The sequence below is a fragment of the Belnapia sp. F-4-1 genome (assembly GCF_000802185.1).
Taxonomy (GTDB): Bacteria; Pseudomonadota; Alphaproteobacteria; order Acetobacterales; family Acetobacteraceae; genus Belnapia.
Genome location: NZ_KN676113.1, coordinates 2807191 through 2829981, shown reverse-complemented (window position 1 = coordinate 2829981; position 22791 = coordinate 2807191). Strand labels below are relative to the sequence as shown.

Annotated in this window: 18 protein-coding genes; 11 read left to right on the top strand and 7 right to left on the bottom strand. The window is 72.4% G+C overall.

What is annotated here, in order from left to right:
• The first annotated feature begins 9 nt into the window (after positions 1-9).
• Both LH62_RS13335 and LH62_RS13330 read left to right on the top strand, forming a co-directional pair.
• Positions 10-279 (top strand): type II toxin-antitoxin system Phd/YefM family antitoxin, encoded by a 270-nt coding sequence (locus tag LH62_RS13335; protein WP_236552544.1) that lies wholly within the window; start codon positions 10-12, stop codon positions 277-279.
• Positions 276-728 (top strand): PIN domain-containing protein, encoded by a 453-nt coding sequence (locus tag LH62_RS13330; protein WP_043361949.1) that lies wholly within the window; start codon positions 276-278, stop codon positions 726-728. The genes LH62_RS13335 and LH62_RS13330 overlap by 4 nt, the downstream gene beginning before the upstream one ends.
• Here LH62_RS13330 and argJ read toward each other — a convergent pair.
• On the bottom strand, positions 716-1951 hold the full coding sequence (argJ, locus tag LH62_RS13325; protein WP_043361947.1) for a bifunctional glutamate N-acetyltransferase/amino-acid acetyltransferase ArgJ: 1236 nt from the start codon (positions 1949-1951) through the stop codon (positions 716-718). The genes LH62_RS13330 and argJ overlap by 13 nt on opposite strands.
• Positions 1952-1970: 19 nt before the next feature.
• Positions 1971-2828: a peptidylprolyl isomerase gene (locus tag LH62_RS13320; protein WP_236552543.1), complete on the bottom strand. Its 858-nt coding sequence runs from the start codon at positions 2826-2828 to the stop codon at positions 1971-1973.
• Positions 2829-3171: 343 nt separating this feature from the next.
• Here LH62_RS13320 and secA point away from each other — a divergent pair, with 343 nt between their 5' ends.
• Together secA and LH62_RS28380 are read left to right on the top strand one after the other, a co-directional pair.
• The gene (secA, locus tag LH62_RS13315; RefSeq protein WP_043361942.1) at positions 3172-5889 is read left to right on the top strand and encodes a preprotein translocase subunit SecA; all 2718 of its coding nucleotides are present in this window, start codon (positions 3172-3174) and stop codon (positions 5887-5889) included.
• Positions 5890-6028: 139 nt separating this feature from the next.
• Positions 6029-6244: a hypothetical protein gene (locus LH62_RS28380; RefSeq protein ID WP_052214394.1), complete on the top strand. Its 216-nt coding sequence runs from the start codon at positions 6029-6031 to the stop codon at positions 6242-6244.
• 223 nt (positions 6245-6467) lie between these two features.
• On the opposite strand, the gene LH62_RS13305 is transcribed toward LH62_RS28380, so the two are convergent.
• Together LH62_RS13305 and LH62_RS13300 are read right to left on the bottom strand one after the other, a co-directional pair.
• Positions 6468-7232 carry an EF-hand domain-containing protein gene (locus tag LH62_RS13305; RefSeq protein WP_043361939.1) on the bottom strand — a complete coding sequence of 255 codons (765 nt, stop codon included), beginning with the start codon at positions 7230-7232 and terminating at the stop codon, positions 6468-6470.
• A complete protein-coding gene (locus tag LH62_RS13300; protein ID WP_144404474.1) occupies positions 7217-7771 on the bottom strand; it encodes a hypothetical protein in 555 nt (184 codons plus the stop codon). The genes LH62_RS13305 and LH62_RS13300 overlap by 16 nt, the downstream gene beginning before the upstream one ends.
• Positions 7772-7973: 202 nt before the next feature.
• Here LH62_RS13300 and LH62_RS13295 point away from each other — a divergent pair, with 202 nt between their 5' ends.
• The 4 genes from LH62_RS13295 to LH62_RS13280 all read left to right on the top strand — a co-directional run bounded on the left by LH62_RS13295 (position 7974) and on the right by LH62_RS13280 (position 10380).
• On the top strand, positions 7974-8681 hold the full coding sequence (locus LH62_RS13295) for an RluA family pseudouridine synthase (RefSeq protein WP_082012554.1): 708 nt from the start codon (positions 7974-7976) through the stop codon (positions 8679-8681).
• Positions 8669-9040 carry a hypothetical protein gene (locus tag LH62_RS13290; protein ID WP_043361934.1) on the top strand — a complete coding sequence of 124 codons (372 nt, stop codon included), beginning with the start codon at positions 8669-8671 and terminating at the stop codon, positions 9038-9040. The genes LH62_RS13295 and LH62_RS13290 overlap by 13 nt, the downstream gene beginning before the upstream one ends.
• A 213-nt stretch (positions 9041-9253) precedes the next feature.
• Complete coding sequence (locus LH62_RS13285; RefSeq protein ID WP_043361932.1) at positions 9254-9688, top strand: GFA family protein; 435 nt, start codon at positions 9254-9256, stop codon at positions 9686-9688.
• Positions 9689-10107: 419 nt separating this feature from the next.
• Entirely contained in the window at positions 10108-10380 is a 273-nt protein-coding gene (locus LH62_RS13280) for a hypothetical protein (protein WP_043361929.1), read from the top strand.
• A 1-nt stretch (position 10381) separates the two neighbouring features.
• Here the strand turns inward: LH62_RS13280 and LH62_RS13275 are convergent, their stop codons facing one another.
• From LH62_RS13275 to LH62_RS13265, 3 genes are read right to left on the bottom strand one after another with little or no spacing between them, the layout of a single operon-like run.
• Positions 10382-10876 (bottom strand): YaiI/YqxD family protein, encoded by a 495-nt coding sequence (locus tag LH62_RS13275; protein WP_043361928.1) that lies wholly within the window; start codon positions 10874-10876, stop codon positions 10382-10384.
• A complete protein-coding gene (pbpC, locus tag LH62_RS13270; RefSeq protein ID WP_052214392.1) occupies positions 10873-12822 on the bottom strand; it encodes a penicillin-binding protein 1C in 1950 nt (649 codons plus the stop codon). The genes LH62_RS13275 and pbpC overlap by 4 nt, the downstream gene beginning before the upstream one ends.
• Complete coding sequence (locus tag LH62_RS13265) at positions 12822-17924, bottom strand: alpha-2-macroglobulin (protein ID WP_043361926.1); 5103 nt, start codon at positions 17922-17924, stop codon at positions 12822-12824. The genes pbpC and LH62_RS13265 overlap by 1 nt, the downstream gene beginning before the upstream one ends.
• A gap of 295 nt (positions 17925-18219) precedes the next feature.
• On the opposite strand from LH62_RS13265, the gene LH62_RS13260 reads away from it, so the two are divergent.
• The 3 genes from LH62_RS13260 to LH62_RS13250 are packed head-to-tail and all read left to right on the top strand — an operon-like array spanning position 18220 to position 22790.
• Positions 18220-19347 carry an efflux RND transporter periplasmic adaptor subunit gene (locus tag LH62_RS13260; protein WP_236552542.1) on the top strand — a complete coding sequence of 376 codons (1128 nt, stop codon included), beginning with the start codon at positions 18220-18222 and terminating at the stop codon, positions 19345-19347.
• Between the two features lie 21 nt (positions 19348-19368).
• A complete protein-coding gene (locus LH62_RS13255; protein ID WP_043361924.1) occupies positions 19369-22461 on the top strand; it encodes an efflux RND transporter permease subunit in 3093 nt (1030 codons plus the stop codon).
• Positions 22458-22790 (top strand): DHCW motif cupin fold protein, encoded by a 333-nt coding sequence (locus LH62_RS13250; protein ID WP_043361921.1) that lies wholly within the window; start codon positions 22458-22460, stop codon positions 22788-22790. The genes LH62_RS13255 and LH62_RS13250 overlap by 4 nt, the downstream gene beginning before the upstream one ends.
• Position 22791: the final 1 nt, after the last annotated feature.

Here is a 22791-nt window from a genome sequence, read left to right as displayed (position 1 = left end):
AGGAGTTATATGACCACTGTGGTCACACAAGGGTTTGGCATGGTCGAATTGCAGCTGCGCGATGCGAAGTCCGGCTTCTCGGCGGTGGTCGAGAAGGCGGCGCAGGGCGAGCCGAGCGTCGTCACGCGACATGGGGAGAAGGTGGCGGTGGTGCTCGGCTATGCCGAGTGGCAGCGGCTGACCGGGGCGCAGCCCTCCTTCGCCGATCTGTTGCTGGCCTTTCCCGAGGGCGATGAGGTCGGACGCGATCCGGCGCCGGTGCGCGACCTGGAGCTGTGAGCGGGGGGTTCCTGCTCGACACCAATGTCGTCTCGGCCACGGCGCCCGACCGGCGGGGCGTACCGGATGCGGCGAAGCGTGCGGCGCGGGACTGGGTGCTGGACAACCAGGACCGGCTGTTCCTGCCGGTGATCGCGGTCGCCGAGATCGCGGCGGGGATCGGGGCGCGGGAGGCGTCGGGGGCGGTGCGGCATGCGGCCGATCTCGCCGCCTGGCTGCGGGCGGTGCTGGCGGCCTATCCGGAGCGGGTGCTCGGCTTTGATGCCAGGGCGGCGCTGGAGGCGCGGGCGCTGGCCCGGACGGCGCGCCTCGCAGGGATGGAGCCGGGCTTCGCCGACCTCACCCTGGCCTGCATCGCCCGCGCCCATGGGCTGGTGCTGGCGACGCGGAACATGCAGCACTTCGCGCCGATGGGGCTCGAAGTGCTCGACCCGTTTCAGCTCCGGTAGGAGCCGTTGATGTCGATGTAGCCGTGGGTCAGGTCGCAGGTCCAGACGCGGGCCTTGCCGCGGCCGAGGCCGATATCGACGGTGATCTCGACCTCGCGGCCCTTCATATGGGCGACGACGGGGGCCTCGTCATAGCCGGGGACGACGCCGCCCTCCTGCGCCATCCAGGTGCCGCCGACGGCGATGCCGAGCTTGTCGCGGTCGGCCGGCTCGCCGGACTTGCCGACGGCCATGACGATGCGGCCCCAATTGGCGTCCTCGCCGGCGATGGCGGTCTTCACCAGGGGCGAGTTGGCGATGGCCATGGCGATGCGGTGGGCCGACTTGGCGCTGACGGCGCCGGTGACGTCGATCTGGATGAGCTTCTGCGCCCCCTCCCCGTCGCGGGCGACCTGGAGGGCGAGGTCGAGCAGCACCTCGTCCAGGGCGCGGGCGAAGTCGCGCAGCATGGCGCCGCCTTCGGCCGGGATGCGGGGGTGCTTCGCCTGGCCGGTGGCGAAGAGCAGGACGGTGTCGCTGGTGGAGGTGTCGCTGTCCACCGTGATGCAATTGAACGACTTGGCGACGCCCTTCGACAGCAGCGACTGGAGGGCGGCGGCGGGGATCTTCGCGTCGGTGGCGATGAAGCTCAGCATGGTCGCCATGTCGGGGGCGATCATGCCGCTGCCCTTGGCGATGCCGGCGATGGTCACCGTGGCGTCGCCGATGGTCGCCATGCGGAGGGCGGCCTTCGGGAAGGTGTCCGTCGTCATGATGCCGCGGGCGGCGTCGGGCCAGCGGTCGGGGGAGAGGCTGGAGTGCAGGGCCGGGAGGGCGGCGGTCAGGCGGTCATGCGGCAAGGTTTCGCCGATGACGCCGGTGCTGGCGAGGAAGACCTCGCGGGGCTTGCAGCCGACCAGCTTCGAGGCGGCCTCGGCGGTGGCGGCGGTGGCCTCGCGGCCGGCGCGGCCGGTGAAGACGTTGGCGTTGCCGGCGTTCACGACCAGGGCGCGGGCCTTCCCGCCCTTGAGGGCGGCGCGGCACCAGTCGATGGGGGCGCCCGGGCAGAGGTTGCGGGTGAAGACGCCCGCGACCGTCGTGCCGGGGGCGAATTCCAGCATCGTCAGGTCGGCGCGGCCCTTGTAGCGGATGCCCGCCTCGATGACGCCGAGGGTGACGCCGGCGATCGGCGGCAGCTCCGGCATCGGTTGGGCAAGCGGGGAGACGGGCAGCGGGCCGGCCATGGTCGAGGCTCTTCTCTAATCAGCGGCGTTGCGGTTGCGGGGCGGCGGGACGGGCCGGGGCCGCGGGCGTGGCCGCCCCAGGGGGCGTTGCACCATCCAGCATGGAGGGAGCAGGCTGGTCGAGGCGCTCGATCTTCGCCGCGTCGCGGGCGCGGGCGACGACCTGCTGCACCTGCTCCTCCAGCATCTTCTGGCGGAGCTGGCTGCGGCTCTCCTCGAAGCCCGGCACCGGGGCGGAGCGGCGCCCCTCCACCTTGATGACGTGCCAGCCGAAGGGGCTGCGGACCGGGGCCTGCGTCACCTGGCCGGGCTGCAGGGCGAAGGCGGCCTCGGCGAATTCCGGGACCATGTCGCCGCGCTTGAAGAAGCCAAGATCGCCGCCGTTCTGCGCGCCCGGGTCGCGGGAACGGCGCTTCGCCACATCGGCGAAATCGGCGCCGCCGGCCAGCTCGGTGATGACCGCCTTCGCCTCGGCCTCGCTCTGGACGAGGATGTGGCGGGCCTGGAGCTCCTCCTCGCCCTGGCGGCGGCCGGCCTCCTGGTCGTAGCGGGCGCGGAGGGCGGCGTCGGTGACGGCGGGGGTCACCTCGCGGGAAAGATAGGCCTGTTGCAGCTCCTGCTCCTCGGCGCGACGGATGCGGCGCTGGATCTCTGCATCCTTGTCGAGGCCGGCCGAGCGGGCGGCGTTGGTCAGCACGCGCTCGGTGACGGCGCGGTCGACGAGCTGCCGGGCGACCTCGGGCGGGAGCATCTGCATGAGCGCCGGGCCGGGCATGGTGCGCATTTCGGGCGGCAGCACGTCCTGGGCCGTTGCCATCACGTCCGAGAGGCGGACCGGGCTGCCATCGACCCGGGCGAGGATGGGGTCTTCCGCCACCTGGGGGGTTGCCTGGGGTGCCGGTGGGGGGGCGGCCGTTTGGGCGAGCGCGGCGGCAGGAGCCAGGAGGGCAGCCAGGAGAAGGGGGCGGAAGGTCATAAAGTCGGGGGGCTCCGAAGGGCGCCGGACAATGCCGGATGCGGGATGGCCGGGCAAGCGCGGCAACGTTGACCTGGACGCGGCGCTTGCCTATCTGTTCCGCGCTCCGGGGGTGCGCCCCATGGTCGTACGAGGACGCTGCCCGAAGCCTCGGCTTCGGCCCCATCCCGGCGGCCCTTGGGGCCCATAGACTGCCGAGGCCCGCGCGGGCAGTACCGCGCAATCCCGGAGAAACCAGGTTCGCATGTTCGCCCGCATCGCCCGCGCCCTGTTCGGCACCACCAATGACCGGGCGCTGAAGCGCCTCCAGGCCCGCGTGCCGGAGGTGAACGCGCTGGAGCCTGCCTTCGCCGCCCTCTCGGACGAGGCGCTGCAAGGCAAGACCGCCGAGTTCCGCGAGCGGTTGGGCCGCGGCGAGGAGCTCGACGCGCTGATGCCCGAGGCCTTTGCCACGGTGCGGGAGGCGGCGAGGCGCGTGCTCGGCCTCCGCCATTTCGACGTGCAGCTGATCGGCGGCATGGTGCTGCACGAGGGCAAGATCGCCGAGATGAAGACCGGCGAGGGCAAGACGCTGGTCGGAACGCTGCCGGTCTATCTCAACGCGCTGACCGGCAAGGGCGTCCATGTCGTCACGGTGAACGACTACCTGGCGAAGCGCGACAGCGAGTGGATGGGGCGGCTCTATCGCTTCCTTGGGCTGTCCACCGGCGTGATCGTGCATGGTCTCAATGACGAGGAGCGGCGCGCGGCCTATGCCGCCGACGTGACCTACGGCACCAACAACGAGTTCGGCTTCGACTACCTGCGCGACAACATGAAGTACCGGCTGGAGGAGATGGTCCAGCGCGACTTCAACTACGCGATCGTCGACGAGGTGGACAGCATCCTCATTGATGAGGCGCGGACGCCGCTCATCATCAGCGGGCCGTCGGATGACAGTTCCGACCTCTACCGCCGGGTGGACGAGGTGGTGAAGCAGCTGGTCGAGAACAAGGCGACCTTCGACAAGGACGAGAAGCAGCGGACAGCGAACCTCACCGACGAAGGGTCGGAGCGTGTCGAGGAGATGCTGCGCGAGGCGGGGATGCTGGAGGAGGGCAACCTCTACGACTTTCACAACGTGACGCTGGTGCATCACGTGAACCAGTCGCTGCGCGCCCATGTGTTGTTCAGCCGCGACGTGGACTACATCGTGCGGGACGACAAGGTCGTCATCATCGACGAGTTCACCGGGCGCATGATGGAGGGGCGGCGCTACTCGGACGGTCTGCACCAGGCGCTCGAGGCGAAGGAGCACGTCACCGTCCAGCCGGAGAACCAGACGCTCGCCTCCATCACCTTCCAGAACTACTTCCGGCTCTACCCGAAGCTTTCGGGCATGACGGGCACGGCGGCGACGGAGGCCGACGAGTTCGCCGAGATCTACAAGCTCGAAGTGGTCGAGATCCCGACCAACGTGCCCGTCGCGCGCAAGGACAGCGACGACGAGGTGTATCGCTCGGCCTCCGAGAAGTACGAGGCGGTCATCAAGCTGATCGACGAGGCGCGGATGCGGGGGCAGCCCTGCCTCGTCGGCACCACGAGCATCGAGAAGTCGGAGCTGATCGACGCGCTGCTGAAGAAGCGGGGCATTCCGCACAACGTGCTCAATGCGCGCTACCACGAGCAGGAGGCGACCATCATCGCCCAGGCGGGGCGGCCGGGCTCCGTCACCATCGCCACCAACATGGCGGGGCGCGGGACGGACATCCAGCTGGGCGGCAATGCGGAGATGCTGGCGCGGCAGGAGACGGGCGCGAGCGAGGGGCCGGAGTACGAGGCGGCGCTGGCGCGGCACAAGGCCGAGGTCGAGGAGGCGCGGGCCAAGGCGAAGGCGGCCGGCGGGCTCTTCGTCATCGGCACGGAGCGGCATGAGAGCCGGCGCATCGACAACCAGCTGCGCGGCCGCTCGGGGCGGCAGGGCGACCCGGGCGCGTCGCACTTCTTCCTCTCGCTGGAGGACGACCTGATGCGCATCTTCGGCAGCGACCGCATGGGCGGGATGCTGCAGAAGCTCGGGCTGAAGGACGGCGAGGCGATCGTCCACCCCTGGATCAACAAGGCGCTCGAGAAGGCGCAGAAGAAGGTCGAGGCGCGCAACTTCGACACGCGCAAGAACCTGCTGAAATACGACGACGTGATGAACGACCAGCGGCGCGAGGTCTATGCCCAGCGCCGCGCCTTCATGCAGGCGCCGGAAGTTGCCGAGACGGTGGCCGAGATGCGGCGCGAGTGCATCGAGGCAATGGTCGCGGCTGCCATCCCGGAGAATGCCTATCCCGAGAGCTGGGACGTGGCGGATCTCGAGGCGAAGGTGCGCGACCAGCTCGGACTCGACCTGCCGGTTGTCGCCTGGGCGAAGGAGGAGGGCATCGACGAGACACAGGTCCGCGAGCGGATCGAGGCCGCGGCCGAGCAGCACTATGCCGCCAAGGCCGCGAATATCGGGCCGGACCTGATGCGCGTCGTCGAGAAGTCGCTGCTGCTGCAGATCTTCGATGCGGTGTGGAAGGAGCACCTGCTGGCGCTCGACCATCTGCGCCAGGGCATCGGGCTGCGCGCCTATGGGCAGCGCGACCCGCTGAACGAGTACAAGTCGGAGGCCTTCGCCCTCTTCAACGCCATGCTGGCCGACATGCGCGAGCGGGTGACGAGCGTGCTGATGCGGCTCGAGCTGCAGCCGAACGCGCCGCCGCCGATGCCGGAGCCGGTGCGGGTGATGGACCTGCGCCATCCGGAGCCGGCAATGGGCGAGATGGCGATGGCGGGTGGCGGCTTCGAGGCTGCGCCGCTGCTGGCCCCGCCGCCGGTGGCGGAGGGCGTCAACCCATCCGACCAAGCGACCTGGGACCGGACGCCGCGCAACTCGCCCTGCCCGTGCGGCAGCGGGAAAAAGTACAAGCACTGCCACGGCCGGGTCTGACCGGCCCGGCGGCACATGAATTCGCTAGCCGGTTGTTACGCGCTTGTGGGGCATGGACGGACCCAAATGGAATGTCCATGCCCGATTGCACCGCCGTCACCCCTCATGGCGCCTGAGGTTGCATACGGGCAGGCAGCGGATGCGGGACCGCGGCAGCCAGTTCGTGATCGCGCGCGGCCCGATCGGCGCCGTGCATCTGCGTTTCGCCCCCTGGCACCAAGCCTTCTGGGACATCTCGACATCACCGCGGCTCCTGCACGACATCCAAAGCGTGGTGGCGCTCTCGCGCCGCGACTGCGGCGCGGCGAAGCTGGCGCTGGGCGAGCGCCGCGAGCGAGACCGCCAGCTATGCTGAAGTGCTGCGGGCCTTCCGGGCCGGGACGGCGAAGCGCAAGCCGGGGCTGCGCGTCATCACCGGCACCATGGCGCTGGACGGCTCGGTCGAGACGCTGACCTGAGCGTTCGGGTTGCATGGGCCAGCGCGCGGCGCGGCCCGTGGCTGTCCTCCGACGACATCCGTTCGCGCTGGCTCACGGACGCCGCTCCGGCCTGATGATCCCACCCGGCCGGCGGTTGCCCTAGCGAGGCCTTGTCGGGGCCGCCGGGCGCGATGGGGCTTGGCCGAGTTCCTGCCGGCTCAGCGTGCCGTCGCGGTCGAGGTCCCGGTTGCGAAACCAGGCCTCTGAGCCGGAGCGCAGCTCGCCTGCCGTCAGCCTGCCGTCGCGGTCGGTATCCATGGCGCGGAAATCCTCGGCACGGTCCGGGCGCACGCCGGACTCCGGCAGGGTCACCACGCCGTCCCGGTTCTGGTCATGCTGCCCCAGGCGCTGGCGCAGCCATTGCCAGACCTCGTCATGCGAGACGCGCTGGTCGCGGTCGAGATCGGCATCCATCGGGTCGCCGCCGAGGAGCCCGCCCGGGCTGTCCGGCCCGCCCCAGGGCGACCGCTGCGCCAGCAGGGACGCCGGTTGCAACAAGACGATAAACCCCAGCGCGGCCAAGATACGGGCCCCCATCCTTCCCCTCCGGACATGTCCGGCGCGACCCTTACCATGCCGCGTCCCGGCAGGAGAGCCCCGCACCCCGGCCATGAGGTCAGCCGGCGGCCTTCCGATGGCCAGCCGCGGCGAGTACGTGACGAAGCGCTGCGGCCCGACGCGATAGGCCGAGACCTCGAACCAGCGACCGCGGGCGGCGCCCTGGTGCTCGGCATGGACCGGCTCCCCGGCCTCGACAACCCGCGCGAAGCTTTTCGCCCCGAAGGGCTCGATGCCAGGCACCGCCTCGCTGATGAGGCGGCCGACGAGCCGGTCGGGGGTAAGGCCGGTCAGGCGCTCCACCACGGCATTGACCTCGACGTAGCGGCAATCGGGCGGGCAGCCCCCAGCGCCTCGACGATCTCGCCGATGAAGCAGCCCTCCTGCATGCGGTCGACGAGGTCGCGCCAGCGCGCCTCGCGCCGAATGCGGGCGAGAAACAACAGCAAGCTCTCGTCCCAGGTCGACTCGCCGGTCGAGAGGACGCGCTCGATCCGCGGGCCGATATCGGGCCAGATCCCTTCCCTGACCCGGTCGGACCGGGCGCCGAGCACCCAGTCACGCTTGGTGCCGACGGTGGGCGGGTAGGCGCCGTCGCAAAGGAAGGTCAGCTCCAAGCCCCAGGCCATCCACATGGCGTAGCGCGAGCCGAGCATCGTGCGGACGGTGGTGCGGAGCGCGACGGGCCAGCGCTCCGGCGGGCCGAAGGGGCTCGCCGCCCAGTCATGCGCGCATGCGCTCTGAGCGGGAGGCCGGCGACGGATGCCGCAGCACGTCACTGGTTTGGCCGAGATGGACATGCCAAGCCAGACCTGGCTGTCGCCACGGCCTCCATTCTTCGTCATGCCAGGGCGGCAAGGCGGGGCGAGGCGCTGCAGGACATTGGCGTCCGGGACCCCGGCGGCGCTCCGCGGCTTCCCAACGGGCTGGCGGCGTGGGAGGCATGTCGGCAGCGCCCGCGATCGCCACGGACCGGCCCAGCAGCCCGTCTGCGGCGACCGGGCGCCTGGCACCGAACCCACCGGCACCGAGCGGGACGCCTGACGGATGGACAGCAAGGACAAGCGCGGCCGTGGCCGCCCGTTGCCGGCCCTGCCGCCGGCGGGCCCGGCCGGGCTCGTCCTGCACCGGGACGAGGCCGTCCTCGTCCTCGACAAGCCGGCCGGGCTGCCGGTGCATGCTGGGCCGCGCGGCGGCGCCTCGGTGGAGGACTGGCTGCCGGGCCTCGCCTTCGGGAAGCGGCGGCCGCCGCAGCCGGCGCACCGGCTGGACCAGGACACCGCCGGGTGCCTGGTGCTCGGACGGACCAGGCCGGCGCTGGCGGCGCTCGGGGGTCTTTTCGCAGCGGGACGGGCGCGCAAGACCTATTGGGCGGTGGTGCGGGGCGGGCCGGCCGGCGAGGCCGGCGAGGTCGATGCGCCACTGCTGAAGCGCAGCACGGCGCGGGACGGCTGGTGGATGGCGGTCGATCCCGCCGGGCAGCCGGCGCGGACCGCCTGGCGGGTGATGGGGCGTGGGCCAGGGCTCGCCTGGCTGGAGTTGGCGCCGCGGACCGGGCGGACGCATCAGATCAGGGTTCATTGCGCGCATCTCGGCTGCCCGATCCTGGGCGATGGGCGGTATGGCGGCGGCGAGGGCGCGATGCATCTGCTGGCGCGGGCCATCGCCCTGCCGCTGGAGCCGCCGGTGGCGGCCACGGCGCCGGTGCCGGGGCATATGCGCAGGGCGATGGAGGCCTGCGGATGGCGGGGGTGATTCTGCTGGTTCTGCTGCTGGCGGGGCCGGCGGCGGCGCAACGTGGCGGCTGCGGGCTGGGGCTCGGGCTGGAAGCGCTGCGGGGGGCGGACGGGGCGTTGCGGGCGGGGGCGGAGGCGCCATCGCTGCTCGTGGGGCGGGAGGCGGCCGGACAGGCCGCCGACCGGCTGGCGGAGGCGGCGAGGCGGCTTGGCGGCTGCGGCTGCGCACGGGCAGCCGGGGAGGCGCAGGAGGCGGCCGGGCTTGCCGAGGAGTTGCGCGGGGCCGCGGAGCTGGAGCGGATTCGCCGCGGCATGGACCGGGCGCGCTTCTCCGCCCGGCTGGCGCGGGAACGGTTGGATCGGCAGGGCTGCTCTTAAGGCAAACTCCGCACAGGTGGCATCACCTGAGCGAAGGTATTTGCTTGCCGATGCAACAGGCTAGAGCGGCCTCGGTGAGCCAGCGCGATCGGAAACCGCTCCAGGGTGAAACCCAACCATAGAAGACGACAATGGTTGGGAAGCGGACCACCGCCGCTTGACCATCCAAGTCCCTGCGGATGGGATACGGCCCGCGCGAGGAGAAGTCGGGCCATGGAACTGCCATTGAAGGGCGGCTGCCTGTGCGGAGCGGTCCGCTACGAGATCACCTGCGAGCCCACCCGCGTCTATGCGTGCCACTGCACCGACTGCCAGCGAGCGACGACCAGCGCCTTCTCGATCGGCGTCGCGGTTCCGGCGGATGCGTTTCGGCTGTCGGGCAAGGAGCTGCGGGGCGTTCCCGGGGGCGTCACTGACAGCGGGCGGGCCAAGACGCGCTGGGTCTGCCCCGATTGCGGGATTTGCATCTACGGCGGCGTGAAGCCGGGAACCGAGCCGCCCGGCTCCGCGCGCGTGGTCCGGGGCGGCACGCTTGACGATTCATCGTGGCTACGGCCGACGACACACTTCTACGTGCGGAGCAAGCAGCCCTGGGTCGTCCTGCCGGAGGACGTCACGGTGTACGAGACGGCGCCGAACCGCGGCTGATGCCGCGGGGACATGTGCCGAAGTAGCGGGCGCGTCCCGGTGCAGCCGCTTCGGATCGAGAGCAGCCCTCCTGATCGGGTTTTCACCCAGCGTCCTACCCGTGAAGTTCGTGGGTTCACCCATGGGCTTCACGGATCAGCAGGCCACTGAACGCAACAGCGAGTGGTTTGAGACGGAAACCCGAAGCATTTCGAGATCAGGACATTAGAGCAAACTCCGCTCAGGTGGCGTCACCTGAGCGGAGGTATTTGCTCGCCGATGCAACAGGCTGGAGCAGGTCCGTGAGCCGGTGCGAACGGAGACCGCTCCAGCTTGGTGTTTGGTCGGGCAAGTCATCCCTCCCGGGCGCTTCCACCCGTCCGGGGTTCGCTCTGAACGCGGCGCCCGGAGCGGCGTTTTCGTTCCGAAGGAGCCCTGCGATGCGTCACGTCCTGATTCTCGGTGTCATCCTGCTGGCCGGCCCGGTGGCGGCGCAGGACCAGCCGCGAGCACAGCCCGACCGGGTGCCGAGCCTCGGCGGGCGGGTCTTTCCCTCGGGCCAGGTGGAGCGGGAGGTGCGGCCGCAGGAGGGTGCTGCCGCCGAGCGCGACCGGCAGCAGCTACGGGAGCTGAACGAGCTGTCGCGGCAGCTGACGCCGCCGGGCACGCCGGTGCCGGCGCCGCATGTCGAGCCGCCGCGGCGCCAGAACTGAGCTATTCGAAGGATACCCAAGGGCGGGGCGGCGGAGCGGCGGCCTCGCGCCGGGCGGCGGCGACCTCGGCATCGAGGGCGGCGAGGAAGCGGGAGCGGTCGGCCTTGGTCAGCGGCGCGGGGCCGCCGGTCATCTGGCCCATGTCGCGCATTCCCTGCGAGATAGTGCGGCCGACCAGGGCGCCGCCGATGTTGTCCGTCGTCCAGGGGCGGCCCTTGAAGGAGAGGGCGCGGGCGCCCTTGGCCAGGCAGCGAGCGGCGAGCGGGATGTCGGCGGTGATGCAGACATCGCCGCGGGTGGCGCGCTCGGCGATCCAGTCGTCGGCGGCGTCGGCGCCCTCGGGGACGAGGACCATCTCCACATTCGGCAGGCCGGGCGGGCGGACGGGGCGGCTGCCGTTGGAGACGACCTTCACCGGCAGGTTCAGGCGGGTGGCGACGCGGAAGGCCTCGTCCCGCACCGGGCAGGCATCGCCGTCGATATAGAGTGTCGTCACCGCACCCGCACCTCCGCCCGTGCCGCGCTGCCGGCGGCGTCCAGCACCGTCACGCGGTAGAAGCCGGGGCCTTCGGGGACCCAGGCGGCCTCCCGCTTGGCCGGCTCGGCGGGCAGAGGGCGGCCATCGACGAGGAAGGTCAAGGGGCGGCGGCCGCCGGAGGCGCGGAGGGTGACGTGGCCCTCGCCTTCCTCGAGCACGGCGCCGGGCGGGGGGAAGGTGAGGCGGAGGCGGTCGAGCATCTCCGCTATGGGGGGCGTGGCGGCGCGGACCGGCAAGCCCTGGCGGGGGGCGGGGGGCAGGCGCTCGAAGATGCGGGCGAGGATGGGGAGCGCGGTGCGGGCGCCGGTGGCGCCGGGGAGCGGCGTGCCGTCCGGGCGGCCGACCCAGATGCCGGCGACGTGGCGGGCATCGATCCCCATCGCCCAGGCGTCGCGGCCGCCCCAGCTGGTGCCGGTCTTCCAGGCGATGCCTTGGGGGCCGCCGCCCGGGAAGGGGTTGACCAGGATGGCGGCGGCGAGGCCGGCCGAGCGGGCATCGAGCACGCGGCGGGGGGTGGGGTCGGGGCCCGGTCGCAGGCGGAGGGGGACTGCCTCGCCGCCCTGGCCGAGCGTGGCGTAGAGGCCGGCCATCTCGCGGAGGGTGATGCCGAGGCCGCCCAGGGCGAGCGGGAGGGATGGGTCGGCGCCCGGCGGCAGGCGTGGCGGGGCGCCGGCGGCCTTCAGCGCAGTCGCGAAGCGGAGGGGCCCCAATTCGCTGAGGAGGGCGACGGCGGGGAGGTTCAACGAATGGCGGAGCGCATCGGCGACGGTGACGCGGCCGGCGAAGCCGCCGTCGAAATTCTCAGGGGCGTAGCTGCCGAAGCGGCGGGGCAGGTCGGCGAGCAGGGTCTCGGGGGCGCCGATGCCGGCCTCGAAGGCCAGCGCATAGAGCATCGGCTTCAGTGCCGAGCCGGGGGAGCGGGTGGCGCGGGTGAGGTCGAGGGCGCCGGCCCTTCCCTCCGCCCCGAAGGCGCCGCCGTACAAGGCACGGATTTCATGGGCCTCGGCATCGGCGACGAGGATGGCCAGCGAGGCGCGGTCGGGCAGGCCCGAGAGGGCGGTGGCGGCGACATCCTCCACGGCGCGCTGGAGGGAAAGGTCGATGGTGGTCGGGATGCGGCGGGCGGGGTCCGTGCGGGCCAGCTCGCGCGCCAGGTGCGGGGCGAGGCGGGGCATGGGCTGGCGGGCGACGGGGACCGGGGTGGCCAGGGCGTAGTCGGTATCGGCCGGGGTGATGCCGGGGGCGCCGGCGGCGCGGGCGGTCAGCAGGGCGTTGCGGGCGAGGCGCGCGCGCTCCGGGTGGCGGTCGGGGCGGGTCGCCTCCGGGCGGCGGGGGATGGCGACGAGGAGGGCGGCCTCGGCCGGGTCGAGCTGGCGCGAGGGGCGGCCGAACCAGGCGAGCGCGCCGGCGCGGACGCCCTCGATGTTGCCGCCCATGGGGGCGAGGGTCAGCCAGATGCCGAGGATCTCGTCCTTCGAGTAGCGGGCTTCCAGCTGCAGGGCGCGGAGGATCTCGATCGCCTTGCTGTGGAGGGTGCGCGGGCGCGGCTCCAGCAGGCGGGCGGCCTGCATGGTCAGCGTCGAGCCGCCGGAGAGGATGCGGCCGGCGCGGGCCCATTGCCAGGCGGCGCGGGCGAGGGCCAGGGGATCGACGCCCGGGTGCCAGCGGAAGCGGCGGTCCTCGGCAGTGATCAGCAGCTCGGTGAGGTGGGGCGGGACATCGGCGGTGGTGGTGGCGAGGCGCCAGGTGCCGCCGGGGGCCGGGAGGGTGGAGAGGGCGCGGCCGTCGCGGGCCAGCACCTCCTGCCCCACCGCCTCAAGCCGGGAGAGGTCGGGGGGGAAGGCGCGGTCGAGCGCCCACCCTGCCCCGGCCAGCAGCGCCAGCGCGGCGAGCAGGCGGCGCATCAGTCGGCCGGCAGCACCGCAATCCGCCCGGTGTTCTGCCGGGCGAAGACCTGCGGCCGGTACATGTCCTCGACCTGGGCGCCAGGCAGCTCGAACCGGCCGGCGGTGACGGCGCGCAGGCGGACGGCGATGCGGAAGTCGGGGGCTTCCGGCGTCAGGTCCAGCGCCGCGGCGAGGCGGTCGTCGAGGGCGGGGGTGGCCGTCGTCTCGCTCAGGGTGCCGAGCCAGGGCATGCCCGCCACCTCGCCGGCCGAGAGGCGGCCAACGATCTCCCAGCCGGCGGGCAGGCCCTGCTGGAGGATGGCGCGGTGGGCCTCCCGCGTCTCGGCCCGGCCTTCCAGCAGCAGGACAAAGACGGCGTTCTGCTTCAGCGTATCCAGGTTGAGCGGCTGGCCGCTGAGGTCGAAGAAGCGGCGGGCGATGCGCATGCCCGCGCGCCCGGCCGGGGCCGGCTGGGCCGGGATGCCGGTGACGGAGAGGCTGGCCCAGACCGGCGTGTCGGAGAGGTTGCGGGCGGTGCCCGGCGCCTGGAGGGCGACGGCGAGGATCGGCGCCGGCGCCTGCGGCGCGCCGTTGACCGCGACGCGGACGGGGCGGCCGTCGCGGCCGAGGGCGGCGGCGGCGGTAACGCCCCAGGCCTGTTCCTGGGTATTGGTGGATTGCGGCGTCAGCTCCGGGCCGGGCAGCGTCGCCTGCAAAGCCGAGAGGCGGTCGGGGAGCAGGCCGCTCTCCTTCAGCAGGGTGGCGACGGCGAGCGCGTCGCGGGCGGCGGTGCCGTAGTCGTAGATCCAGGCGCGGCGGGCCGGCGTCGCTAGGGCGGCGGCGAAGGCGGCCTCGGCGCGGGGGCGGTCGCCGGCCCTGGCGAAGGCGGCGGCGAGCTGGGCCTTGGCGAGCGGCGTCGGCAGCTGGTCGAGATCCTCCAGCAGGCGGCGGGCGGCACCGAGCCGGGGCCGGCCGGCCAGCGACAGGACGTAGAGGCGGTAGGCTTGGGCGGCGCGTTCCTCCGGGTTGCTGGTGGAGACGTCCTCGGCCTGCTCGGCGATGGCCTTCAGCGCATCCTCGAGCGCGGCCTCGGGCACGGCGGCGCCGGCGGCGCGGGCGCGCAGCAGGGCCTCGGTCGCGTAGGCGCCGGTCCAGTACTGGATCTCGCCCTGGGCGGACCAGAGGCCGAAGCCGCCGTCGTAGCGCTGCTTGTTCAGCACCCATTCGACGGCGCGCTGGAGGCGGGCGGCGCGTTCCTCGCCCGCTAGCCCGTCCACCTGGCCAACGCTGAAGGCGAGGAGCTGGGAGGAGGACTGCTCGAGGCAGGCGAAGGGGTAGTTCTCCAGGAGCTTCAGCATGCCTCCGGCGTCGTAGCGCGTCGGGCCGCCGAAGCTCGCCGCAGCGCGCCAGGTGCCGGCGAGCCAGCGGTCGGCGGCAAGCGTCAGCGGGCGTTCCTGGCCGGCGGGGATCTCCTGCGCCGTGACCTCGGTGGTGACGGGGCGGGAGGAGCGGATGGTGATGCGGGATTCGCGGCTGGCGGTGAAGCCGCCGGGGCCGGCGACGGTCAGGCGGAGCACGCCCTGGCCGGCGGCAGTGGCGCGGAGCGTGCTCGTCGGCAGGGCGCGGGCGTTGGGGGCAAGGCGGGCCGAGAGCCGCTCCGGGCCGGCGAGGGCGATGGCGCCCTCGGCGGAGAGGGTCGCCGTGATCTCGCCCTCGGGCAGGTCGAGGTTGCTGAAGAGGACAGGCAGCCGCGCCTCGTCGCCGGGGGCGAGGAAGCGGGGCAGCAGCGCCTCGGCGATCACCGGGTCGCGCACCGTCAGCGGCTTGCTGGCGGCGCCGATGCGGTTGCCGGCCCAGGCGACGGCCATCAGCCGCAGCTCGCCGGCGAAGTCGGGTATGTCGAGGGTGACGGTCGCGGTGCCGTCGGGCGCCACGGCGACGGGGCCGGAGAAGAGGGCGACGGTGCGCTGCGGGATCTCGATGGCGCCGACCGAGAACTCGTCGCCGCCCTGGCGGAGCACGGCAAGCTCGCCCTCGGCGGGCGGGATGAGGCGGCCGTAGTCGTCGCGGATGTCGACGGCGAGGCGGCGGCGGCCCATGAAATGCGGCACCGGGTCCGGGCTCTCGAAGCGCGTCAGGCGGAGGATGCCTTCATCGACGGCGGCGAGGGTCAGCATGGCCCCCTCCCCCGCATTCGCCAGCCTGATCGGGATGGCGAGGCTCTGGCGGGGGGTGATGCGGTCGGGCGTGCCGATCGAGACCTCGATGCGGCGGGAGCCGGGATCGGCCTGCACCCAGGCGAGGCCGAGGGCCCTCCCCGGCTGGCCCTGGCGGGTTTCGCCGGGGCGGAAGGCCGTCACCGTGACATAGGCGCCGGCGCCCCAGGCAGCATCCACCGGAACCTCGACCTCCGTGCCGCCCTCGGCGAGCTGGATCTCGCGGATGGAGACCAGGCGGTCGGTCAGGATGGCGAGGCTGGCGGGGCCGGAGAAGGGCGGGGTGATGCGGATGCGCGCCGTCTCGCCCGGGGCGTAGGCGCGGCGGTCGGCGGCGACATCGACCTTGTCGGGCACCTCGGGCGTCTCGCCGCCGGCCCAGCCGGAGCGGAAGCGGATGGAGGTGATGGCCATGCCGCCGGGTTCCGCCACTTCCAGCCGGTAGCGGCCGAAGGGCAGGCGGCGGGCGAAGCGGGCGGGGCCGGAGGCCGCGACGGCGAGGTCGGCGCCGTCCACCGGCTCGTCGCGCCAGACCGTCTCGTAGCGGGGGGTGCCGCCGCGGGTGACGATGCGCCAGTCCGGGCGCTCGCGCACCAGGCGGGCGCGGAGGCGGGCGGCGACGGGCCTGGCGTCGGGGGCGAGGGCGACGACCTCGAAACCCGCTTCCGAGCCGGCATCGATGGCGAGGTCGGCGAAGAGCGGCTTCACGCCGATCATCCGGCCGGGGCTGCGCACCGGCAGGGTGAGCGCGGTGCGGGAGGCGCGGCCGCCGGGCTCGTCGATGGAGATGGCGAGCTCGGCCTGGAGGGGGCGGGTGGTGTCGGGCGCGCGCGGCAGGGAGAGGGCGAGGCTGCCGCTTCCCTGGTCGTCCAGCGCCTCGATGTCGAAGGGGATGAGGTCGGGGGCGAATTGCTCGTCGACCAGGCCGAAGAGGTAGTCCTTGAACTGCGGGAAGGGCGAGCGGAGGGCCTGCAGGCGCAGCTCCGCACTGCCGGTGAGGCCGGCGGCGGGGGCGCCGTAGAGGAAGCGGGCGTTGATCGGGAGGTTCAGCACCTGTCCGGGGACCAGGGGGCCGGGGGCGGGGCCGGCCTTCACCTCAAGGCGCTCGGGGACGAAGGCGTCGACGCGGAACTCGGCGCGGCCGATGGGCGGGTCGTTGGGGTCGGCCAGGACCTCGAGCGTCCAGACGCCGGCGGGGGCGCTGGTGCCGATCGGGATCGGCCAGAGGATGGCGGAGCCTGGCGTGCGGGCGGGGACGGCCTCGGCATAGACGCTGCCGTTCGGGCGGCGGAGGCGGAAGCGGGCGGGGAGGTCGAGCGGGGCGCCGCCGGCATCACGGATGAGGGCCGCGGCCTGGACCGTCTCGCCGGGGCGGTAGATGCCGCGGTCGAGCCAGGCGAAGGCGTCGATGGCGCCGGGATGCGCGGCCCCCGTCGCGCCGCGGTCGGAGAGGTCGAAGGCGGCGGCCTCGAGGTCGAGCTGGACGAGGTCGTCGCCGAGTGCGGCTTGCAAAGCCTTCGGCGCCATCGGGCCGGTGCCGCGCAGCAAGGGGGCGGCGAAGCGGACGAGGCCGTCGGGGCCCGTCTCGGCCTCGGCGAGGATGTCGTTGTTGCCGGCGAGCAGGCGGAGCTGGGCACCCGGGCGCGGCTGGCCGGCGCCGAGGCCCCTCACCTGCGCCGCGAGGCCCTGCGGGCTGCGCCAGGCGGTGATGCCGAGATCGGTCACCATGATGGGCAGGCCGGCGGCGCGGGCGCGGGTGCCGTCGGCGGGCTTCACCACCAGGGTGTAGAGGCCGGGGCCGGCGGCGCGGAGGGCCTCCGGCAGGGGGATCACCTGGCGCTGGATGCGGTTGGCCTCGAAGCGGGGCAGCTCGATCCGGCCTTCCCAGATGGTGCGGCCCCAGGTGTCGGGGATGTCCTCCGCCGTCCAGCTGTCGAGGGCGGTGCCGGGGCTCCAGTTGCGGCCGAAGGGGACGAGGTTGCGCTCGGTCACCCGCACCACGCGGAGGCTGAGCGCGGAAAGGTTCATCGTGTTGAAGCCGATGCGCGGCGCTTGGCCGCGCGGCAGCAGGAAGCCGGTGGAATCGAAGAGGATGCTGGCCGCGCGGTTGGGCATGGCGATGCGCAGCTCGGCATCGCGCGTCAGGCGCTGGCCGTCCTCGCCGGGCAGGCCGGCGCGGAGCAGGACGCGGGTGGTGGCGCCATTCGGCAAGCCGAGGATGCAGAGGCGATCGCCCTCGCGCGTCACGGCGAGGCCGGGGATGGTGGGCTCGGTCCGCACCCAGTCGCCCGGCTGCCAGTCGGTGCGGCGGGCGGGGGGGAGGGTGAAGGCGAGGCAGGCGCGGGCCGGCTCCGCCTCGGGCTCGGTGTTGATGCGGGCGACGAGCAGGCCGGCGGCGCGGCGGGCATCGGCCAGCATCTGGCGGTAGCGGGGGTCGGCCGGGGCACGTTCGAGGACGGCGGCGAGGGCCTGGAGCTGCTGGGCCGGGCGGTCAAGCCGTTGCAGGGCCTCGGCCATGACGAGGAGGGAGGGAATCTCGGGCTCGCCGGCGGCGACCTGCTGGAAGTTCATCCACGCCGCCTGGAGGGCGCGAGCGGCGTCGGGCGGCGTCTTCTGCAGGTTGGCACGGGCGAGGGCGAGCCAGTGTTCCGGCCGCGGGTCGCCGCCGGCGATGCGCTCCTCCCAGGCCTGGGCGGCGGCGGGCCAGTTGCCGGTGCGCTCGGCCGCGGCGGCGCGCTGCTCGGCGGCGGCGCGCTGCTGCGGCGTCGCCCCGGCCGGAAAGCGGCGGGTGAGGTCGCGCTGCCAGGCCTCGGCATCGGCGGAGAGGCCGGGCAGGTCGAAGCCTTGGGCGCGCAGGCCGGGTGCGAGGCAAAGCAGGCCGAACAGCAGCAGAAGCAGGCGCATGCATGATCATCCCGGTAACGCGAAGCGGCGCGCAGCATGGCACGGCCCCGCCATTGGGGGGATGAAACTGTGCATGAAGAATGGCGCCATGACGCGTTGTGGCCCTCCCCGCACCACGGCATGGTCGTTTCTAAAGCAATAATTGATCGGTAGCGCCGCATTTCGTTCCAGGACCCGTCATCCATTTTCCGGCAGGATTTCGTGGGAGCGGAGGCGATACGGCGTATATGAGACGCCGTACTGCCCTGCTGGTCGGCTGCCGGCCGCGCTCGCGGCCCAGGGAGAACCGAGACGGATGACGCGACGCCTCCTGCCGTGCCTGCAGCGTTTCGCCTTCATGGCCCTGCTGGCCCTGCTGCCGGCGGGGGTTGCCCGGGCCCAGCAGGGCGGCAGCGTTCCCGTCACGACTGACCCGGTGCAGGTCGGGCCGGTGCCGGTGGAGATCCTGGCGAACGGCATCGTCGCCTCGGAATCGGTCGTCACCATCCGCACCCGGGTCGATGGGCAGATCGAGCGGGTGCATGTGACCGAAGGGCAGATGGTGCGGCGCGGCCAGCCGCTCTTCACCCTCGACTCGCGGCTCAACCAGGCGATCCTGGCGCAGCAGGAGGCGCAGCTCGCCAGTAACCGGGCGCAGGAGGCCCGCACCCAGGCCGATGCCAGGCGCTACCAGTCGCTGCGCGGCGAAAGCTTCGCCTCGCAGCAGCGCTTCGAGCAGGCCCAGGCCGATGCGCTGGCCGCCGCCGCCACGGCCAGGGCGACCGAGGCGCTGATCCAGCAGACGCGGCTCAGCATCGAATATGCGACGATCGTCGCGGAGATGGACGGCAGGCTCGGCGCCATCCCGCTGCGCGCCGGCAATTTCGTCCGCCAGGCGGAGAACACCGCCATCACCACGCTGACCCAGGTGGACCCGATCCTGGTGCAATTCGCCATCCCCGAGCGCTGGCTGCCGGAGGTGCAGGCGGCGATGCTGCGCGAGCCGCCGCGCGTCGCGGTGCGGACGGAGGGGGATACGGCGGCGCCGGCCGAGGGCCGGCTGGTCTTCGTCGACAGCGCGGTCGATACGACGACCGGGACGATCCTGCTGAAGGCACGCTTCGACAATGCCGGGTTCCGGCTCTGGCCGGGGCAGTACGTGCAGGTGCGGATCGCACCAAGGGTCGAGCCGGATGCCATCACCGTGGCGGGGCCGGCGGTGCAGACCGGGCAGAACGGGCGCTTCGTCTTCGTCCTCGCGCCCGACAACACGGCGCGGCGGCGGGAGGTGGTGCTGGTGCGGGTGGCGGGCGAGCGTGCCGTCGTCACCGGCGAGCTGCAGCCGGGCGAGCGGGTGATCGTGGACGGGGCGCAGCGCGTCACCGAGGGCACGCGGGCGATGGAGCGCAATGCGGCACCGCAGCGCGTCTCGAGCGTCCGATAGGCGGCAGGGGCACCGGGCAGGATGAACATCTCAGAACTCTGCATCCGCCGCCCGGTGATGACCGGGCTGCTGTCGCTGGCCGCCATCATCGCCGGCATCATCGCCTATACGAGGCTGCCGGTGGCCGCTGTGCCGCGGGTCGATTTTCCGGTCATCACCATCTTCGCCAATTTTCCCGGCGCCAGCCCGGAGACGATGGCGACCAGCGTGGCGCTGCCGATCGAGCGCGAATTGTCGACCATCGCCGGCGTCGATTCGATGAGCTCGATCAACGGGCAGGACACCTCGCAGATCACCGTGCAATTCGTGCTGTCGAAGAATATCGATGCGGCGGCGCAGGATGTGCAGGCGGCCCTCACGCGCGCCCAGCGGCGGCTGCCCGTCGACATGCTGGTGCCGCCGAACTACCGCAAGGTGAACCCAGCCGACGCGCCGGTGGTGCTGCTGACCGTCTCGGGCGGCGACAAGCCGCTCTACTACCTGAACGACCTCGTCAGCACGATCGTCAGCCCGGCACTCTCCCGCGTGCCGGGCGTGGCGCAGGTGCAGACCTATGGCGAGCAGCTCTATGCCGTGCGGGTGCGGCTCGACCCGGACCGGATCGCGGCCATGGGCCTCGCCTTCGACACGATGCAGCAGGCCATCGCCCAGGCCAACTCGGCGACGCCGGTCGGGCTGATGAACGGCGAGCGGCAGCAGCTGACGCTCCGCGCCAACGACCAGCCGCAGGATGCGGCGGCCTTCGGCAACCTCGTCGTCGCCGGCCGCCCGAACTCGCCGGTGCGGCTGAACGAGATCGCCTCGGTCGCGGACGGGGTCGCCAACAACCGCATCGCCGCCTGGCGGAACGACGACCGGGCGCTGGTGCTGGCCGTGCTGCGCCAGCCGGATGCCAACACCGTCGACGTGGTGGACGGGGTGAAGGCCAGCCTGCCGGCGCTGGAGGCGGCGCTGCCGCCGGGGGCCAAGATCAACGTCATGCTGGACCGCTCGCTCTCCATTCGCGCTGCGGTGCATGACGTGCAGGAGAGCCTCGCCATCGCCATCGGGCTGGTGGTGCTGGTCTGCTTCATCTTCCTGCGCAAGCTGAGCGCGACGCTGATCCCGACCATCGCGGTGCCGATCAGCCTCTGCGTCGCCTTCGGGCTGATGTACGTGATGGGCTACGGCATCGACAACGTTACGCTGCTGGGGCTGACCATCGCCGTCGGCCTCGTGGTGGACGACGCGATCGTCGTGCTGGAAGCCATCATGCGGCATATGGAGGAGGGGATGGCGCCCATCCCGGCCGCCATCAAGGGCTCGCGGGAGATCGGTTTCACCGTGCTCTCGATCACCCTCTCGCTGGTCGCGGTCTTCCTGCCGATCCTGCTGATGGGTGGCGTGGTGGGGCGCGTCTTCAACGCCTTCGCGGCCACCGTCTCGCTCGCGGTCATCGCCTCCTGCATCGTCTCGCTGACGCTGACGCCGCTGATGGCCTCCCGCCTGCCGGCGCACAGCAAGCCGGGGCTGGTGGAGCGGGTGCTGGAACGCTTCCTGAGCGCGATCGAGCGCGGCTATGCGGCGATGCTCGACTTCGCGCTGCGCTTCCGCTTCCTCGTCTGGATCGCCTTCTTCGCCTCGCTCGGGGCGGCGGGGTACATGGCCGTGGTCATCCCGAAGGGCTTCTTCCCGATCGAGGATACCGGGCTCCTGTCGATCAATACCGAGGGGCCGCGGGGGGCGTCCTATGCGGCGATGGTGGAGATGCAGGGCCAGCTCTCGCGGCAGCTGCGGCAGAATCCGGCGGTCGCCAACGTCGTCTCCAACATCGGCGCGGCGGGCGGCTCCATCTCGATCAACCAGGGGCGGATGTTCGTCGAGCTGAAGCCGGCGGCCGAACGGCCCGGCATCGTCCAGGTCATCCAGCAGCTCCGGCGGGAAACCAGCCAGGTCCCGGGGCTGCGCGTCTTCGTCCAGCCGATCCAGAACCTCAACTTCGGCTCGCGCCAAACGCGGACGCTATACCTCTACTCGCTCCAGGGGCTGCGGCTCGAGGAACTCTATGACTGGGCGCAGCGGATGGAGCAGCAGCTGCTGAAGATCCCGCAGCTGCAGGACGTGAACACCGACCTCCAGATCGACAGCCCGGTGGTGCAGGTGAACGTGAACAGGGACCGCGCGACCTCGCTCGGCGTCTCGGTCGATGCGGTGCGGCAGGCGCTGTTCTCGGCCTTCGGCACGCGGCAAATCTCGACGCTCTATGGGCAGGCCAATGCCTATCAGGTGATCCTGGAGGCGCTGCCGGAGGACCAGCGGGACGAGACGGGCCTCGCCAAGCTTTATATCCGCTCCAACACCGGACGGCTGGTGCCGCTCTCGGCCGTGGCCAGCATCGAGCGGAAGTCGGGGCCGCTGAACGTCTCCCACCAGGGGCAGCTGCCGGCCGTCGTCATCGGCTTCAACACGCCGCCGGGGGTGGCGCTGGGCGAGGCGGTGAACGCCATCCGCGCGGCGGAGCGGGAGGTGGGGATGCCGCCCACCATCGTCACCGGCTTCAGCGGCGCGGCGCAGGTCTTCCAGGAGGCGCTGGCGGGCCAGGGCGCCTTGGTGCTGGCGGCGATCGCCATCGTCTACCTGGTGCTGGGCGTGCTCTATGAAAGCCTGATCCACCCGCTGACCATCCTCTCCGGCCTGCCGGCGGCGGCGCTCGGGGCGTTCCTGACGCTCTATGCCTTCGGGCTCGACCTCTCCGTCATCGCGGTGATCGGCGTGCTGCTGCTGATAGGCCTGGTCAAGAAGAACGCCATCATGATCGTCGATGTCGCGCTGCAACGGCAGCGGGCGGGGGCGCCGGCCTTCGCCGCAGTGCGCGAGGCCTGCCTGTTGCGGTTCCGGCCGATCCTGATGACGACGCTGGCCGCCGGCGCGGGCGCGGTGCCCATCGCGGCCGGCTGGGGCGCGGCGGCGGAGCTGCGGCAGCCGCTCGGGCTTGCGGTGGTCGGCGGCCTCGCGGTATCGCAGGTCCTCACCCTGTTCGTCACACCGGTGCTCTACCTCGGCTTCGATGGCCTGGCGCGCCGCCTGACCTTCAAGCGGCGGCAGGCACCCATCTCGGCGGCCCCCGCGGAATGAAGATCCCTGCCCTTCCCTTCACCGTCACCGACTGGTCGGCCGTGGCGGAAACCCGCCACAAGGGCGAAACGGGCGAGGCGATCTGGCGGACCTTCCAGATCGGCGACCTGCGGGTGCGGCAGGTGGAGTACACGCCGGGCTATCTCGCCGATCACTGGTGCGACCGGGGGCATGTGCTTTACGTGCTGGAGGGCGAGCTGGAGACGGAGCTGAAGGACGGGCGGCGCTTCACCCTCCGCCCGGGCATGGGCTACGAGGTTTCCGATTTCGGCGATGCGGCGCATCGCTCCTCCACCCGCACCGGGGCGAAGCTCTTCATCGTGGACTGAG

Coding starts and splice junctions, on each gene's coding strand:
- LH62_RS13335 (WP_236552544.1), top strand. CDS start 10: ATGACCACTGTGGTCACACAAGGGTTTGGCATGGTCGAATTGCAGCTG.
- argJ (WP_043361947.1), bottom strand. CDS start 1,951: ATGGCCGGCCCGCTGCCCGTCTCCCCGCTTGCCCAACCGATGCCGGAG.
- secA (WP_043361942.1), top strand. CDS start 3,172: ATGTTCGCCCGCATCGCCCGCGCCCTGTTCGGCACCACCAATGACCGG.
- LH62_RS28380 (WP_052214394.1), top strand. CDS start 6,029: ATGCGGGACCGCGGCAGCCAGTTCGTGATCGCGCGCGGCCCGATCGGC.
- LH62_RS13300 (WP_144404474.1), bottom strand. CDS start 7,771: ATGACGAAGAATGGAGGCCGTGGCGACAGCCAGGTCTGGCTTGGCATG.
- LH62_RS13295 (WP_082012554.1), top strand. CDS start 7,974: ATGGACAGCAAGGACAAGCGCGGCCGTGGCCGCCCGTTGCCGGCCCTG.
- LH62_RS13290 (WP_043361934.1), top strand. CDS start 8,669: ATGGCGGGGGTGATTCTGCTGGTTCTGCTGCTGGCGGGGCCGGCGGCG.
- LH62_RS13285 (WP_043361932.1), top strand. CDS start 9,254: ATGGAACTGCCATTGAAGGGCGGCTGCCTGTGCGGAGCGGTCCGCTAC.
- LH62_RS13280 (WP_043361929.1), top strand. CDS start 10,108: ATGCGTCACGTCCTGATTCTCGGTGTCATCCTGCTGGCCGGCCCGGTG.
- pbpC (WP_052214392.1), bottom strand. CDS start 12,822: ATGCGCCGCCTGCTCGCCGCGCTGGCGCTGCTGGCCGGGGCAGGGTGG.
- LH62_RS13265 (WP_043361926.1), bottom strand. CDS start 17,924: ATGCGCCTGCTTCTGCTGCTGTTCGGCCTGCTTTGCCTCGCACCCGGC.
- LH62_RS13260 (WP_236552542.1), top strand. CDS start 18,220: ATGACGCGACGCCTCCTGCCGTGCCTGCAGCGTTTCGCCTTCATGGCC.
- LH62_RS13255 (WP_043361924.1), top strand. CDS start 19,369: ATGAACATCTCAGAACTCTGCATCCGCCGCCCGGTGATGACCGGGCTG.
- LH62_RS13250 (WP_043361921.1), top strand. CDS start 22,458: ATGAAGATCCCTGCCCTTCCCTTCACCGTCACCGACTGGTCGGCCGTG.